Source organism: Flagellimonas sp. 2504JD4-2, from assembly GCF_053642935.1.
The window spans coordinates 854,669-870,670 of sequence record NZ_JBSIOV010000002.1 but is presented as its reverse complement, the minus strand read 5'-3'; the positions used below and the strand labels follow the sequence as shown (position 1 = coordinate 870,670).

General features: G+C 41.6%; 16 protein-coding genes. 11 read left to right on the top strand and 5 right to left on the bottom strand.

What is annotated here, in order from left to right:
• Window positions 1-176: 176 nt before the first annotated feature.
• Window positions 177-1,091: a dimethylarginine dimethylaminohydrolase family protein gene (locus ACULLH_RS10560; RefSeq protein WP_454088713.1), complete on the top strand. Its 915-nt coding sequence runs from the start codon at window positions 177-179 to the stop codon at window positions 1,089-1,091.
• A gap of 11 nt (window positions 1,092-1,102) precedes the next feature.
• Here ACULLH_RS10560 and ACULLH_RS10555 read toward each other — a convergent pair whose 3' ends face one another.
• Entirely contained in the window at window positions 1,103-2,134 is a 1,032-nt protein-coding gene (locus tag ACULLH_RS10555) for a substrate-binding domain-containing protein (protein ID WP_454088712.1), read from the bottom strand.
• Window positions 2,135-2,465: 331 nt separating this feature from the next.
• Here ACULLH_RS10555 and ACULLH_RS10550 point away from each other — a divergent pair, with 331 nt between their 5' ends.
• The 6 genes from ACULLH_RS10550 to ctlX all read left to right on the top strand — a co-directional run bounded on the left by ACULLH_RS10550 (window position 2,466) and on the right by ctlX (window position 10,560).
• Window positions 2,466-4,295 (top strand): sodium:solute symporter family protein, encoded by a 1,830-nt coding sequence (locus tag ACULLH_RS10550; protein WP_454088711.1) that lies wholly within the window; start codon window positions 2,466-2,468, stop codon window positions 4,293-4,295.
• Between the two features lies 1 nt (window position 4,296).
• Window positions 4,297-5,271, top strand: a complete 975-nt coding sequence (locus tag ACULLH_RS10545; RefSeq protein ID WP_454088710.1) for a DUF4434 domain-containing protein — start codon at window positions 4,297-4,299, stop codon at window positions 5,269-5,271.
• The gene (locus ACULLH_RS10540; protein ID WP_454088709.1) at window positions 5,268-6,422 is read left to right on the top strand and encodes an AGE family epimerase/isomerase; all 1,155 of its coding nucleotides are present in this window, start codon (window positions 5,268-5,270) and stop codon (window positions 6,420-6,422) included. The genes ACULLH_RS10545 and ACULLH_RS10540 overlap by 4 nt, the downstream gene beginning before the upstream one ends.
• Window positions 6,423-6,434: 12 nt before the next feature.
• Window positions 6,435-7,538 carry a glycoside hydrolase family 10 protein gene (locus ACULLH_RS10535; protein ID WP_454088708.1) on the top strand — a complete coding sequence of 368 codons (1,104 nt, stop codon included), beginning with the start codon at window positions 6,435-6,437 and terminating at the stop codon, window positions 7,536-7,538.
• Window positions 7,539-7,542: 4 nt separating this feature from the next.
• Window positions 7,543-9,378 (top strand): FAD-dependent oxidoreductase, encoded by a 1,836-nt coding sequence (locus tag ACULLH_RS10530; RefSeq protein WP_454088707.1) that lies wholly within the window; start codon window positions 7,543-7,545, stop codon window positions 9,376-9,378.
• Between the two features lie 252 nt (window positions 9,379-9,630).
• Window positions 9,631-10,560 (top strand): citrulline utilization hydrolase CtlX, encoded by a 930-nt coding sequence (ctlX, locus tag ACULLH_RS10525; protein ID WP_454088706.1) that lies wholly within the window; start codon window positions 9,631-9,633, stop codon window positions 10,558-10,560.
• 51 nt (window positions 10,561-10,611) lie between these two features.
• Here ctlX and ACULLH_RS10520 read toward each other — a convergent pair whose 3' ends face one another.
• Window positions 10,612-11,214 (bottom strand): gamma carbonic anhydrase family protein, encoded by a 603-nt coding sequence (locus ACULLH_RS10520; RefSeq protein WP_454088705.1) that lies wholly within the window; start codon window positions 11,212-11,214, stop codon window positions 10,612-10,614.
• A 124-nt stretch (window positions 11,215-11,338) separates the two neighbouring features.
• Here ACULLH_RS10520 and ACULLH_RS10515 point away from each other — a divergent pair, with 124 nt between their 5' ends.
• From ACULLH_RS10515 to ACULLH_RS10505, 3 genes are all read left to right on the top strand, one after another.
• A complete protein-coding gene (locus ACULLH_RS10515) occupies window positions 11,339-11,419 on the top strand; it encodes an MGMT family protein (RefSeq protein WP_454088832.1) in 81 nt (26 codons plus the stop codon).
• Window positions 11,420-11,485: 66 nt separating this feature from the next.
• Window positions 11,486-11,644, top strand: coding sequence for a hypothetical protein (locus tag ACULLH_RS10510; RefSeq protein ID WP_454088704.1), 159 nt, complete (start codon window positions 11,486-11,488; stop codon window positions 11,642-11,644).
• A gap of 56 nt (window positions 11,645-11,700) precedes the next feature.
• Window positions 11,701-12,624 (top strand): TolB family protein, encoded by a 924-nt coding sequence (locus tag ACULLH_RS10505; protein WP_454088703.1) that lies wholly within the window; start codon window positions 11,701-11,703, stop codon window positions 12,622-12,624.
• A 322-nt stretch (window positions 12,625-12,946) separates the two neighbouring features.
• On the opposite strand, the gene ACULLH_RS10500 is transcribed toward ACULLH_RS10505, so the two are convergent.
• The gene (locus tag ACULLH_RS10500) at window positions 12,947-13,135 is read right to left on the bottom strand and encodes a hypothetical protein (RefSeq protein WP_454088702.1); all 189 of its coding nucleotides are present in this window, start codon (window positions 13,133-13,135) and stop codon (window positions 12,947-12,949) included.
• Window positions 13,136-13,261: 126 nt separating this feature from the next.
• Here ACULLH_RS10500 and ACULLH_RS10495 point away from each other — a divergent pair, with 126 nt between their 5' ends.
• Window positions 13,262-13,657: an RDD family protein gene (locus ACULLH_RS10495; protein WP_454088701.1), complete on the top strand. Its 396-nt coding sequence runs from the start codon at window positions 13,262-13,264 to the stop codon at window positions 13,655-13,657.
• Between the two features lie 43 nt (window positions 13,658-13,700).
• On the opposite strand, the gene ACULLH_RS10490 is transcribed toward ACULLH_RS10495, so the two are convergent.
• Together ACULLH_RS10490 and ACULLH_RS10485 are read right to left on the bottom strand one after the other, a co-directional pair.
• Complete coding sequence (locus ACULLH_RS10490) at window positions 13,701-15,182, bottom strand: carboxypeptidase-like regulatory domain-containing protein (RefSeq protein ID WP_454088700.1); 1,482 nt, start codon at window positions 15,180-15,182, stop codon at window positions 13,701-13,703.
• A gap of 353 nt (window positions 15,183-15,535) precedes the next feature.
• A complete protein-coding gene (locus tag ACULLH_RS10485) occupies window positions 15,536-15,961 on the bottom strand; it encodes a hypothetical protein (protein WP_454088699.1) in 426 nt (141 codons plus the stop codon).
• Window positions 15,962-16,002: the final 41 nt, after the last annotated feature.

The following is a 16,002-nucleotide window of genomic DNA, read 5'->3' as shown; positions in this document are numbered from 1 at the left end:
CAATTAATTACATCAATAAGAATTAAGTATAAGACTTCTGGGGAAAAACTTAGGAAGCTTTGTATTTTTTTCTGTTTCTGCCAATGGAAAATCAATAACAAAGCACTAGTTTTGCCACAGAATTTTTAAGGTTTTCCTGTTTTTGGATCCCTTACGGATTTATAAATGACGGTTATATGATGCAATTGCATATTGAAAATGAAACAAACCCGCTCAAAGCGGTGATATTGGGAACCGCAGAAAGTTGTGGTCCAACACCAAAGCCGGAAGAGGCTTACGATCCCAAATCCTTGGAACATATTTTAGCTGGAACCTATCCAAAAGAAGAGGATATGATCAAAGAGATGGATGCATTCGCCAAGGTATTCGAAAAGCATGGCGTAGAGGTTTTTAGACCTTCGGTTTTGCAAGATTGTAATCAGATATTTTCAAGGGACATCGCCTTTGTGATTGAGGATAAATTGTTTCATTCCAATATTCTGCCGGATAGGGAGCGGGAGTTTGAGGCCATTCAACATGTTTTGGATAAAATCGACCCGAACAAGATAATTAGACCTCCAGAAGAAGTCCATATTGAAGGTGGTGATGTAATGCCTTGGAACGATTACATTTTTGTGGGTACCTATACAGGACCTGACTATCCTGATTATATCACCGCTCGCACGAACGAGGAGGCTGTTGAGTTTCTAAGAGAACAATTTCCGCACAAAACTGTAAAAGCTTTTGAGCTGCGAAAGTCCAATACAAATGCCAAGGACAATGCATTGCATTTGGATTGTTGTTTTCAACCTGTTGGGAAGAACAAGGCGATTCTGCATAAAAATGGTTTTTTGGTTGAGGAGGAGTACCAATGGCTAGTGGACTATTTTGGAAGGGAAAACATCTTTGAGATTGATAAAGATGAAATGTACCAGATGTTCAGCAATGTATTTTCCATTTCCCCTGAGGTAGTAGTTTCAGAAAGGGGGTTCACGCGATTAAACAATTGGCTTCGGGAACAGGGATTTACCGTTGAAGAGATTCCATATGCCGAGATTGCAAAGCAAGAAGGGTTGTTGCGTTGTAGTACAATGCCCATGATAAGGAGCTAAGCAACATTGAATCAAACATAGCTCTCCAGATTCTCTGTCAATACAATATCGATAGGGAACAGTTTCTTCTTGGTGACAACATGGTTATATAGCAAATACTCGGAAAGCGAATTGATACAGGCATCACCCTGCATTTTAGGATTTTGGTTGAGAAGGATGTTGATGTTTCCCTTTTTTAATTGTGAAATGTTCTTGGGTACCAAATCATAGCCGATCACTTTAATTTTTGGATTTTTGTTCAGATAGTCCGATAGTAAATGAGCCTTTGAAGTGGTCACATAAATTCCCTCGATTTCTGAGAAAAGAGCATCTAAATTTTCGGAGAAGTTATCCGAAGCGAACGAAACCGTCTCAATTTGCACATCAGGCATTCGCTCATTGAAATAGGACTTGAAACCACGTTCTTTGTCTTGTAAGTGTACGGCTTGATCGTTATCAACGCCAAGATGTGCAACTAGGATTTTTGACTTGGAAGTATTTCCAATAAGATTATCCATAAGTTGTGCGGCGAGTCGTCCGCTCATTTTGTAGTCTTGTCCGACAAATGTCATATAGTTGATCTCCTCAATGGGAGTATTGATTAGTCCAATCGGAATGTTCTGCATCTCAGCTTTTGAGAACAATGACTTTAATTCCTCAAAGTATATAGGCGCAATCAAAATTGCACTGGGATTTAACTGTATTGCTTCGGATAGCATGTTTGTAATGCTCTCTTTGCTTTTCTGATAGCGAAAATAATGAAGCATGATCCCAAATTGGGTCAATCTTTTGCCAGCTTCCTCAATGCCCTGGGCGCATTGGTCCCAATAAATATCTTGTTCATTATGTTCGGGTATGATTACCGCTATAGTAAGATCCTTATGTCTTTTTAATGATCGAGCAATCAGATTTGGCTTATAATCTATCTCCTTGAGTACATGTTCCACTTTTGTTTTGGCCTTGGCTGAAACCTTACCTCTATTATTGACCACACGATCCACAGTTCCCCTAGAGACCTGGGCGAGTTTGGCTATATCTTCAAGTGTGTACTTTTTGGGATTCATAGGATCTAAGTTCTAAGCGTAATGCAAACCGCTGACTATATAAGAGCGTAAAGGGATTGATTAAATATTTGGAACAAAATCCACCATTAGCCTAATCAAGGACCAAAGTAGTGAAGTTGGGGTGGAATAGCAATAAATAAAAGATAAAATCCTCATCAAACATTAATAATAATTCATTAAAATATGATTTTTGTTGAATAATCAATAAATGTGCTCGTGAACAAATTGAAATTCATCACAATAATGTAGATTTGCTCTAATTGGTTTTTCTACAGGATGCATCATAAACCAATAGAGATACTCACAATAAATCGTACCTATATCGGGTAGCATGGAAATTTCAACTATTGATATCGCAATTGTCCTCGCCTATGTGATCGGGGTTCTTGTGCTCGGATTCTATTTGTCCAAAAGAGCTTCCAAAAATCTTGAATCATATTTTTTGGGCGGAAACCAACTTCCATGGTATTATTTGGGGTTGAGCAACGCCTCTGGTATGTTCGATATTTCAGGGACCATGTGGACGGTTGGTATTCTTTTTGTCTATGGTCTTAAAAGCGCCTGGTTGCCTTGGCTCTGGCCGGTATGGAATCAAGTATTTGTTTTTGTTTACCTAGCGATTTGGATGCGCAGATCCAATGTTATGACCGGAGCCGAATGGATTACTTTCCGCTTTGGGGATGGAAAGGGAGCCAAACTTTCCCACATCATTATCGTCATATTTGCGGTCATCAGTGTTCTTGGTTTTATCGCGTACTTTTTTGAAGGGATAGGAAAATACTGTACCTCCATTTTACCGTGGGATCTGGCCTTTGACTTTTTAGGCTATCATGTGTCTTCGGCGAAAAGCTATGCGTTATTGGTTTGCGGACTTACATCACTGTATACCGTTAAAGGAGGAATGCACAGTGTTGTGGCCACTGAGGTCATGCAGTTCGTGATAATGACCATTGCATGTATTGGGGTAGGAGTAATTGCCTATACCATGGTTGATGCCGGTCAAATAGATGAGGTTGTTCCCTCAGGTTGGAAAGATGTGATGTTCGGTTGGAATCTAAACTTGGATTGGAGCAATGCGGCCTTTCCGCAGGTAAATACCAAAATAGCCAATGATGGATTTGATCTCTTTGGTCTGTTGTTCGTGTTAATGGTGCTCAAAGGAATTTTTGCTTCTATTGCAGGTCCGGTACCTTCATACGACATGCAACGAATTTTAGCAACAAGAAATGCAGGGGAAGCTGCCAAAATGAGTTTTTTGACCATTTGCGTCCTTTATATCCCCCGCTATTTCATGATTGTAGGTTTTACGGTACTTTCCTTGGTGTATTTAGGCCCCGAACTGTTGGCTATGGGAGAAAATATCGATTTTGAACAGGTTTTGCCCATGGCCATAAATAAGTTCCTCCCAGTAGGGTTAAAGGGATTGATGTTGGCGGGATTCTTAGCAGCGTTTATGGGAACCTTCGCAGCTTTTGTAAATGCCGCACCGGCTTACCTTGTAAACGATATCTACAAAAAATACATTAATCCTGGAGCATCGGATAAGAAGTTGGTGCGGTTGAGTATACTTGCCTCCTTGGGAATGGTGATGGTCGGAATCGTTTTCGGATTGAATGCAAGCTCTTTAAACGAACTGATCTTATGGCTAAGTTCTGCTCTTTATGGAGGGTATGTGGCCGCCAACGTGCTCAAATGGATTTGGTGGCGTTTTAGTGGGAACGGGTATTTCTGGGGCATGCTCTTTGGCTTGATTGCCTCCACGGTCAAGCTTTTCTTCTTCCCAGAGTACGTCGACATTTTTGTGTTCCCCATTATTTTCCTGTTTTCTTTCTTGGGATGCATTATCGGAACCTATGTGGAGCCCCTGCCGAATCGGGAAAAGGTGAAACAGTTCTACAAACAAACAAAGCCGTGGGGCATATGGGGACCCATAAAAAAGGAAGTCATGAAGGAAGACCCTTCATTTGTTCCGAATATGGATTTTAAGCGGGATACCTTTAATGTGATCGTGGGTATTGTTTGGCAAATGGCTCAGGTGGTCATTCCAATTTACTTTATGCTTCGCGAGAACACTGAAATGGTCATATGGTCGGCCATATTGATTTTGACAAGTTACTTGCTAAAGAAATTCTGGTGGGATAACTTAAAAAATGTTGAGTAGTATGGAAAAGAGTCTCTTGATCAGCGCAACTTTTTTGGATGAAATAAGCCATGACATTCCCCATCAAAATTGGGGCAGAAAGGAATGGAGCCAAGATTTCCAGCACATGAAAAAGATGGGAATCAATACGGTGGTTTTAATTCGTTGTGGTTATGAAAAGTTTCTTACCTACCCCTCGGAATATCTGATGCAAGAAAAGGGTTGTTTTAGGCCGCCTGTGGATTTGGTCCAACAATTTTTGGAGTTATCTGAGGAGTATGGAATGGATTTCTATTTTGGAACATACGATAGTGGGGAATATTGGAAAACAGGGGATATGACCCACGAGATAGCCGTAAATCTCCGAGTTATTGAAGAAGTTTTCGAGAAATATGGACACCATAAAAGCTTCAAAGGCTGGTATTTGAGTCTGGAGCTCAGTAGAAAGACCAAGGGAGCCATCACCGCAATTGCCAAATTGGGCAAACACTGCAAGGTGGTAAGCAACGATCTTCCGGTTTTGATTTCTCCTTGGATCGATGGGAAGAAGGCCGTAATGGGCTTGGGTAGTTTAGTAACCCGGGACAATGCTATTTCGCTGGAAGAGCATTTTCAAGAATGGAATGAAATTTTTAGAGGGATTCAAGGTGCTGTCGATATAGTGGCCTTTCAAGATGGACATGTAGACTATGATGAGTTGGAGGAATATTTGGTCATCAATAAAAAACTGGCGGATACCTATGGAATGCAATCATGGACCAATGTCGAATCCTTTGACCGCGATATGCCTATAAAATTTATGCCTATCAAATTTGAAAAGTTATTGTTGAAAATGCAGGCTGCTCAAAGAGCCGGGTGCCAAAAAGCCATTACGTTCGAGTTTTCACACTTTATGAGCCCACAATCTGCCTACTTGCAAGCAGGGCATTTGTACAATCGATATATGGAATATTTCAACATAGAGAATCCGGAACCCATAAAACACCGTCGGTTTTGAAAAAGTATGCCAGTTTGTACCGGTCAGAGCTTTTGGAGGAGGTTATTCCTTTTTGGGAACAATTTTCTAGGGATGAGGTACACGGCGGGTACTTTTCCTGCCTAACCACCGAAGGGAAAGCGTACGATACGGACAAGTTTGTGTGGTTGCAGGCAAGACAGATTTGGACATTCTCAAAATTGTACAATGTTCTTGACCCTAGACCCAATTGGAAGGCAATGGCCAAAAATGGGATAGACTTTCTCGAAAAATATGGTAGGGATACGGAGGGAAATTGGTACTTCTCCCTAGATCAAAAAGGAAACCCATTGGTTCAACCCTATAATATATTCGCTGACTGTTTTGCCGCAATGGCATTCGGGGAATACTACAAAGCAGAAAAAGACGAACGTTTCGCCAAGATTGCCAAGGATACTTTTCAAAATATTCTGTCACGACAACAAAACCCCAAAGGGAAGTACAACAAAAAATACCCCGGTACCCGTAATCTACAGGATTTTTCCTTACCCATGATTCTATGTAATCTGGCATTGGAACTTGAACATCTATTGGAAGGTAATCAGGTACAGGAATTGACGGATTCCCTTGTGGATGTGATTATGAATCAATTTTATGATGCAAAGACTGGTTTGGTATATGAAAATATTTCTTTGGATGGCAAATTCGTAGACAGCTTTGAAGGTAGGTTGTTAAACCCAGGTCATGCCATCGAGGCAATGTGGTTTGTAATGAACATTGGGTTGAAGACAAACGACCCCGATTTGGTAAAAAAGGCCGAAGCCATCATGTTCCAACAATTGGAAAAAGGATGGGATGAAGCTTATGGTGGCATCTTCTATTTTATGGATGCCAAAGACAATCCCCCTGAAAAACTGGAATGGGACCAAAAGTTGTGGTGGGTACACTTGGAAACATTGATTGCTTTGGCAAAAACCTATGCCCATAACCAAAGTCCCAAAGCCGCGAAGTGGTTTAAAAAAGTACACGATTACACATGGAACCATTTTAGGGACCCTGTTTATGGTGGGGAATGGTACGGATACCTGAACCGTCAGGGAGAACTTTTGCTAAATTTAAAAGGAGGCAAATGGAAAGGCTGTTTTCACGTGCCCCGAGCATTGTTTGAGGTTTCAAAAGCACTGGATATCTAATACCTTGAGAAAATGAGTTTGCCCAAGCTTCTAAAACGTTTCATCCAGATTATTGCAATGCTTGCGTTCGGCTATGGATTCTCGCAGTCAGAAAAAGGAGTGTGGTTGACCGATGTGGCAAGCGAAGCCTTGGATACCAAAGCTGGAATAAAAGAGGTGGTTTCAAGATGCAAGGATATTGGTTTGGACAATATCTATGTGGTGGTTTGGAATAGGGGACATACCCTATACCCCAGTGAGGTAATGGAAGATTTATTTGGAGTTAAAGTGGCTCCAAGATTTTCAAAGTTTGATGTGCTCCAGACCTTGATTGAGGAAGCCCACAAAGAAGATTTAAAAGTGCATGCTTGGTTCGAGTTCGGATTCTCGTCGAGTTATCAAGAAGAAGATGGAGGACATATCCTTCGGAAAAAACCAGAATGGAAGGCCATTGATGTGGAGGGTAATTTGGTTTCCAAGAATGGATTCCAATGGATGAACCCATTTGATCCAGAGGTTCAGGACTTTTTACTGTCGCTGATTGTTGAGGTAGTCAAAAACTATAATATTGATGGCATCCAAGGAGATGATAGGCTCCCTGCCAATCCTTCCACATCGGGCTATGACGCCCATACGGTTTCCGAATACAAAAAGGAACACAATGGTCAAGCACCTCCTAAAGATTACAGGGATACGGATTGGATTGACTGGCGTGCCAACCGATTGAACCTTTTTGCGGAAAAGGTGTACAGGACGGTTAAATCCGTTAAACCCCAAGTATTGGTGACCATGGCACCCAGCATTTTTCCATGGAGCAAGGAAGAATACCTGCAAGATTGGCCCACTTGGGTGAAAAATGGATGGGTGGATCTAATCATTCCGCAGGTGTATCGATATGATATCGAAGCCTATAGTACCACATTGGAATCCAACGTGGATTTTATGCCTGCGGATAAACGTGATCTATTTGTGCCAGGTGTATTGCTTCGTGTGAATGGTTATACCCCATCAAAACGGTTTTTGAAAAAGATGATCAAAACCAATCGTAGTTTGGGACTTCAAGGAGAAGTGTTCTTTTTTTATGAAGGATTGAAGCTCCATGATACTTTTTTTAGAAAGACATATCCAAAAATGTAAAAGGATGAAACGAATAATTGGCTTACTAATTTTCAGCATAATTTTTATGCCCACCTATGCGCAGAAAGATGTGGATATTGTGATTGTCGGTGGAGGTGCTGGAGGCACTTCCGCAGGAATCCAAGCAGCACGAATGGGCGCAAAGGTTCAAATTATTGAAAAAACCACTTGGTTGGGCGGTATGCTCACTTCTGCCGGGGTATCGGCGATAGACGGCAACCATAAAATGCCTTCTGGGATTTGGGGAGAGTTCCGGCAAAAGCTTTATGACCACTATGGGGGTCCAAAGGCGGTGGCGACCGGATGGGTCAGTCATACACTTTTCGAACCATCTGTAGGCAAATCAATATTGAGAGAAATGGCTGATCACCTGAATCTGGATATTTTGTATGAAGCGCGTTATGGCAGAGTGGAAAACAAGAATGGTAAGTGGCTTGTTCACTATAAACAGAAGGGTAAATCCTTTACAACCAAAGCTTCTGTTCTTATAGATGCTACGGAAACTGGGGAATTGCTTCCTTTGGTTGGTGCCGATTTTCGATTGGGAATGGATTCCAAGCAGGATACTGGGGAAAAAGAAGCACCTGAAGCTTCGAACCCCATAGTTCAGGATTTGACCTATGTGGCCATCCTAAAGGATGTTGGTGACAGTAGAAGTCGAAAAGGATTGGTGAAAAAGCCCAAAAACTACGCTCCAGATGCCTACGCTTGTGCCTGCAAGCGCGAAGGTGGCGAAATGTTCGGTTCTGTGGCGGACTGTGACCAAATGCTGACCTACGGAAAATTACCGAACGAAAAATACATGATCAATTGGCCCAATTGCGGAAATGATTATTTTGTAAACTGGCCAGAAATGACCGAAGCGGAGCAAGAAGAAGCCATAAAAAAGGCCAAAATCTTTACCCAAGGTTTTGTCTACTACATCCAAAACGATTTGGGATATAAAAACCTAAGGTTGGCCGATGAGTTTCCGACCAAGGACAATTACCCTATGATTCCCTACCATCGAGAGGGCAGAAGGGTCAAGGGAAAAACGTTTCTGGTGGTGGACCATTTGGAGCGACCCTATGATTTCAATCTCTATAAAACTGGGGTTGCTGTCGGGGATTATCCCATAGACCATCATCACGATAAAAACCCCGATACCCCTGAAATTGAATTCATCAACATAAAAGTGCCCAGTTATTCCATTCCCATGGGAAGTTTGGTTCCAGAAGCGGTAGATAACTTTCTAGTGTCTGATAAAAACATCAGCGTATCGAATATTGTCAATGGAACCACACGATTGCAACCTGTGGTCCTAGGGATTGGGCAAGCTGCAGGTGCTATAGCTGCAACTGCCGTCAAAGAGCAAAAAAACACTTCTGAGGTATCCATCCGGCAGGTACAACAGGCTCTTGTGGAGAACAACGCCTATATTATGCCATTTATTGATGTCAATCCCAAGGACAAGGCGTTTGGGGCAATGCAGCGCATTGGAGCTTCTGGGGTGTTAAAGGGATATGGAATTCCATATAAATGGGCCAATGAAACTTGGTTCTATCCCAATAGGATTGTATCTGAATACGAACTGAAAAACGGATTGCTTCCGCTTTATCCAGGAATTAAAAATGAACATGCTTCGGGCCAGGGTGTTACCCCGGTTTTTTTGACAGGGATATTGGGCAAAATTGATAAGAAAATCACCTTGGATGCCATTAGGGAAGTTTGGGATAATGAAGTAATGGAAATTCCATTCACTCCATCAATCCAACTGGATAGAAGAACGGTTAGTGTGTTGATAGACAGTTTATTAAATCCCTTTGGCAAAGGAGTAGATTTTGAAGGGAATTTGAAATAAAAACAGAACCTAGATAAGACGTGAATATGGAAATACAGATATTTCCAGCGTCAGTTCGAGTGATTTTTTATGAAAAATCGTATCGAGAACTGTCTCTAGCTCCATAATTCTTATTCTCGATATAAATCTTACTCACTTCATTCGTAACATTCACTCGAATTGACGAAATTTTGTCCCAATTTTTATGTGTAAAATTGTTGCATTTGCACGTATATTTACCCTCTCAAATAAACAAAAAAAGACAAGCGTGCAATGCAGGTAACCAATACCATTTTAATGGTACGGCCGGTGAACTTTAGAATGAATGAGCAGACGGCCGTAAACAACTACTTTCAGGAAGAAATGGGCATGGGCAACGAAGAAATCAATGCCAAGGCCCAACAGGAGTTTGATGATTTTGTAGCCAAACTAAGGAGTCATGGTGTCAATGTAATCGTAATTGACGATACCAAGGAGCCTGACACCCCAGATTCCATTTTTCCGAACAATTGGATATCGTTCCATAACAGTGGTACGGTTTGCGTATACCCCATGTTTGCCGAAAATCGAAGAAAGGAAAGAAGAGAGGACATTTTTGATGTCCTTGAAGAAGAAGGTTTCCGAATAGATAATGTTATAGACTATACTTCTGCGGAAGAAGAAGGGGTGTTTTTGGAGGGAACCGGAAGTATTCTAAAGGACCGTGTAAACCAAAAAGCCTATTGTGCCCTCTCTGAACGGGCCCATGAGGAACTTTTTATTGAATTCTGCGAAGATTTTGATTGTTTTCCAGTGATTTTTACCGCCAATCAGACGGTGAACGGTGAACGATTGCCCATTTATCATACTAACGTGATGATGGCCATGGCCGAAACCTTTGCAGTTATCTGCTTGGATACCATTGATGACAAAAAAGAACGTAAAAATGTGGTGGAACATCTTAAAAAGGATGGAAAAGAGGTCATCAACATCACTGAAGAACAGATGTATCAATTTGCCGGTAATATGCTTCAAGTCATTGGCGCCAACGACCAGCGCTATATGGTGATGAGTTCTGCAGCGTATCATAGTTTGGACAAAACCCGAAGGGAAGCTATTGAGAAACATTGCCCCATAATCCATAGCTCGTTGAACACTATAGAAACTTGTGGTGGAGGAAGTGCACGTTGTATGATGGCTGAGGTGTTTTTACCCAAGAATTAGGAGTTACCCTGAGCTAGTTTAACTATTTGCGGTAAATAGATCCAAGACTATTCACAAAACCCGGTCAGATTTATGTTCTTTTAGTCTACCAGACATTGTTAGACAAAGATTTTTATTGGCGTTGGCCAAACTATCTTGTTCGGAAAGGTCATAAACTAGACTTGGGAAATTCAACTTTTTCTGAATCTCCCAGATTTCATTGTGCTTATCGGGTGGGAACATTTTCATGGGATTTCCAACGGCTATCCAACCAATGGGTAAAGTCTCATTTTTAGGAAAAACTGTTTTTAAGTGAACTACCCCATTTATGCGTATTTCACTTCCCCTTTTAATTGTGGCTCCATGAAAAATTGAAACTCCAGTGGCCAAAAAAACATCATCCTCAACGGTACATCCCGCCAAGTGGGCATTGGGTCCGACCAAGCAATGATTGCCTATTTGAACTGGGAGACCTTGGGTTCCCCGGACAACAGCATTTTCCAAAATAATACAATGTTCCCCAATTTCAATTGGGCTGTTTTCCGCAATGATTTGTGCTCCAAACATTATTCTGGTGTTTTTACCAATGTTTACATCCCCACATATGGTGGCATTTGGAGCAACATAGGCGGAAGGATGTATTTTTGGCCGCTTTCCTAGGTGTTCAATGATCATGATTCAGTTTTTACAAATTACTGTGACTCTAAAATAAGCAGAAATCTTCTGGGGCAGTAGTATGTGCAGTGCTGCGTGAATTAATTCCAAATAAAAAAATAGGCCTCCATTTTTCGGTTGCAAGGTGAATCGAATAGCTGTTATCGTACCTTGCCATAGGATTATAGGTGCCAACAGACAATTGACTGGATATGGTGGTAGATAGGAACGAAAGCGTTGACTGTTGAATCATGAAAAAGCGGGTGCATCAACCCTTAAGGGTTGAATTTGCATGAAAAAGCTCCTCCATGTCCGCTATAAATGGACGGAAGAATACATGACCCTCCCATTTTATAACCTAAAATTGTCCTTCTACAAGTTCAGGGAAACATTTTATACAGAATATCCCTACACTATGGGGATAATTATTACTTTTATGGACCTTGGATAGGTAGACGGTTTTATTGCGAATTTGGTTCCCCTCTTTAGATAACATAATCGTTGCATATGGGAAACATTAAATTTGGAACTTGGACGCTGCTTTGTTGTATCCTATCAATTTGTTTTGGATGCGAGAAACCAAAACGTATTGTCAAATTTGAACCGGACAATATTTCTACCCAAGCAGTGGAATATTCCTGCACCTTTTCTTCGGATGGCAATGAACTTTACTTCGCCAAAAGTTGGCAGGAGTGGGCTAGCGGAGATATGAAAAGTGCCATTTATCGCGCTACCAAGAAAAATGGTACATGGTCCAAACCTAAAATTGCTGCTTTTTCGGGAATCCATGACGATAGTGATCCCCATCTATCCAGAGATGGAAAAACCCTGTTTTTTATTTCCGATAGGCCTGCAGAACATACCAAAACTTCTGCAGATATATGGATAGTGACCCGTGATGAAAGTGACGTCTGGGGAGAACCTGTTGTTTTGTCCTATCCCATAAATTCTGAAAATACGGAATACAGTCCGCGTACCGATGGTGCGGGCAATCTTTATTTTGCCTCTGACCGGCCCGGGGGATATGGACAGGGAGATTTATATATGTCCAAATTTAAGTATAGGGAGTTTGGCCCACCCGTAAACATGGGAAGTACCTTAAACTCTCCTAAAGGGGAATGGAACTTGGAAATCAACGACAAGGGGGACCTGATTATTTTTGAGGCCTCTCAACGGGAAACCAACATATCGCCCTATGGTGACCTGCATATAAGCTTTAAATATGACGATACATGGACACTTCCCCAGAATATGACGGAACTGAACACCTCTGGTAGTGATCTGTACCCCTATTTGCCTAAGAACGGCAAGCAGCTCTTTTATACCAGTAGTGATAGCCTAAAAGGGAAGAGCACAAACATCTATGTTACAGATTTTCGGGGACTGTACCGCAAATACCGCCAGCAGGCGAAAACCATGTTAGAGGAATAAACCATAAACTCCTCCCCATGTAAGGGGGAGGTGTCCACTTTTAGTGGACGGAGGGGGTAGGTATCCGAAGGACGAAAGGGATTGTTTTAGGCTTACCCTTTCCGCTGTTACTCCGTAACACCTCCTTTCCCTTTTAGGGAAGGAGCCTTTGTTTGTCATACCAGTTTGTTGTTCTGGGCACGTTGAAGGATAAAAAAGCTCCTCCCCATGTAAGGGGTAGGTGTCCACTTTTAGTGGACGGAGGGGGTAAGTATCCCTTCCGTCTTGATGCATAGCATCAATCCACCTTCCCTTAAAAAGGGAAGGAGTTTATAATTATTTTTCACGGTAAAACCCTGGCCAACTTTCGCAAGGAGGTAACCACCTCCTGAACCTCCCTATTCGTAAAAACATCCTCTTCAAGATAAAAGAGCATTTCAATTCCTTGATCTAAAATTTTGGCAAACTCTTCTGGTGAGCCATAACCTTCTTTGATCCATTCACAAAATTGTTTTAATTGTGCCTTTTTCATGCCCATATTTTGGTAAAGGCAAGAAAAGATAAATCTGTAGCTTAGTTAATGCCATTTATGGCAAGCTCTAAAAAGGAGGAGCAGGTCATCAAAAAACACTATCTTCCCTAAACCAATCAATACCATATGGAAAGAGAATATGCCCTACTACCTGACAGGGTCAAAGCAGCTTTTATAGATGCAGTTGTCTTAGTTGCATTAATGTACTTGACCTCAGAGATCTTAGCCTTGTTTGATAACGTCCCGGATTATGTTAGGATGTCTTTGTTTATCCTATTTACCTTTTTGTATGACCCTATTTTTACATCGGTCTTTGGGAAAACCATTGGGCATTCCTATAGCGGAATCAAAGTGCAACAGGACAATGATTCCAACAAAAAAGTGATTTTTCCGCTAGCGTTGGTTCGATTCATCATAAAATACCTATTGGGATGGTTGTCTTTTTTGACAGTAACTGGTGACGAGCGAAAAAAAGCAATCCATGATTACGCGGCCAAATCGATTGTTTTAAAGGACAAATAGGAATTCACACCTTCTGAAATCTGCCCACTGAAGTCTTAGTTACTTACTCCCCCTCAACCACAAACTCACGAATGGCCCGATTGGGCTCCATGATGGTGAAACCTTTCCAAAACTCCGGATCATAGGCCGACAAATAGGTCGCGGTTACGGTTTCGTCCTCTTCCAAGGCCTCAAAATCGGTTTTGGAGACCTTATCCGAGTCATACACCACCAACTCGTACTTTTCGGTGTTATAGTTGACTACGTCAAGCGCTAAGGAGAGCTCATTCTGTTTTCTTCGGCCCTTTACGTGTTTGTTCTTCTCGATGACCTTTAAAGGTCGATCCACCCCCATTTTCTTCCCAAAGGTGAAGTTCATAAACTTTAGCTGGTATTTATCGCCATCAAACTTGGAAAAAACCGTACTCCCAAAATATTTCAGCTCTTGGTAGCTAAAGCCCAATAGCCGAATACTGCGAATGGTCTTTACATTTTCGTAGTCCATGCGCATAATGGCAAAATCCTCAATGTTCACAAAGAGCTTTCCCTGAAAATCAGCGCCGCGTTTGGGAACAAAGCCCACCACGTATACCCCTTTGTTTTCCAATTCGGAATAACCCAAAAGTTCATATTCATAGCGATTCAGCTTTTTGGCCACGTCCAATTTGGACTTTCCAAAGAACTGGTCGGTAATCTCGCTCATAATATACTTGCGGTTGCCCAAAAAGTAGTTTTTCTCCGGTTTTTTGAGCTCATCCTGAATTTCAGCAGCTTCTTCCTCATTGTCCAGAATGGAATCCACAGGTACTTTTTCACCAAAAATCCCCGATTTTATCTTTAGATAAGAGTCTGGTTTTACATTGGCCCTAAAAATAGCCTCCATTTTGTCGGCCAGAGCTTCCATGGAACCTTCATTGCTCTTGTCGTACAGTTCGGCCGCCTTTATGATTTCCAGCTTGTTTTCCTCCCCATTTTGGTAATAATCGCCCAAAGTTTCGGTGTAATAGGCCGAATTTCTTGGGATGATGGAAGCAATACTGTCAATAAGATGCTCATCCAACTCGGCAATGGTGGACTTTTTAAATTCAATATCCATTTTCTGTAGCGTATTGAAGCTGGATTGCCGTAAAAAGAAACGCTGCTTTAGCGGTGCTTTGTTATAATTTGTGGGGAGACGTTCCTCTACTCGCTCCATGATCTCGTCCACGGTCAATTCCTTATCAAATAGGTAAACCCCGCTCAATTCAATGGCCTTGGGTGTGATAGCAATAATACTGTCCTGTAGTTGCTCCAAGGTAAATCCGGTTTTTTGATACCCCATGGAAGAGATGTAAATGGAATCCGGAGCTTTGGCTTCATCCAACATAAAGCTGAAACGGCCTTCCTCATTGGTGATTACCCCCTGGTACTCGCCATATTGCACCGTAGCATAAGGAATACCCTTCTGGGTCTTGGCATCGATTAATTTAGACGTAATGGTCTGGGCGGAAAGACTGCTTAAGGCCAGAAAAAAGCAAAGAATTGGGGCTAAGTTGAATTTGAACATCAGTTCGTTTTTTGATGGTTGTTTCTTAAAGACGCACTAAATGGTGAAAGGGTTGCATCTAGAACGACGATTTTTAGGGGAATTTGTAACAAGGATTGTTCCAAAAATGATGTTTCGTCATTTTTAATAGGATCGAAAAGTGGGTAAAATTATCTAATAACTCTTCCTAAATCTCAAGAGGGGAACTGGCATTAAGCTTAACACTAATTGCATCGATTTAAACATATGCCCTTTTCAGCGCTCCTCCCCATGCAAGGGGGAGGTATCCATCAAAGGTGGATGGAGGGGGTAAACTGATGCATACCATCAATCCACCTTCCCTTCCTATTGGAAGGAGTTTTAATCAGCGACATTTAAAGATCTTCAATTGAAGGTTGGGCATTATCTGCCTTATAGTCCAACAACTTCTTGAAATATTTTTGGATGGCCTTGGTATCTGACCTTACCTTGATAAAATAATGGTCTTTGTAAATGGAATAGACTGCAAAATCGCCCTTATAGAGATTTAGTTTGTAATAGGGAATGACCAAACCATAGGTTTCCAGTAATGACCTGAATCGGACGATGATTCCTTTTGGTCGCATTTCGATGTTGCAGGTATTCAAATTGTTGTCCAAAATGAGCAAATTCTGGATTTCAATACTGGTCTTGGTAATGTGCAGTTTGGGGGAACCGATTCCACCCATGGCAAAACGTTCTTTTAGGGTGAAGGGTTTGCCCACGGCAGCATCAATCTTTTGTGTTCTGGTTTTATCGTTGTAGGAGACGTTCAAAAGCATCTCTAAAATTAACCAAAATCGGTGGGTTTGTTATGTGTAAA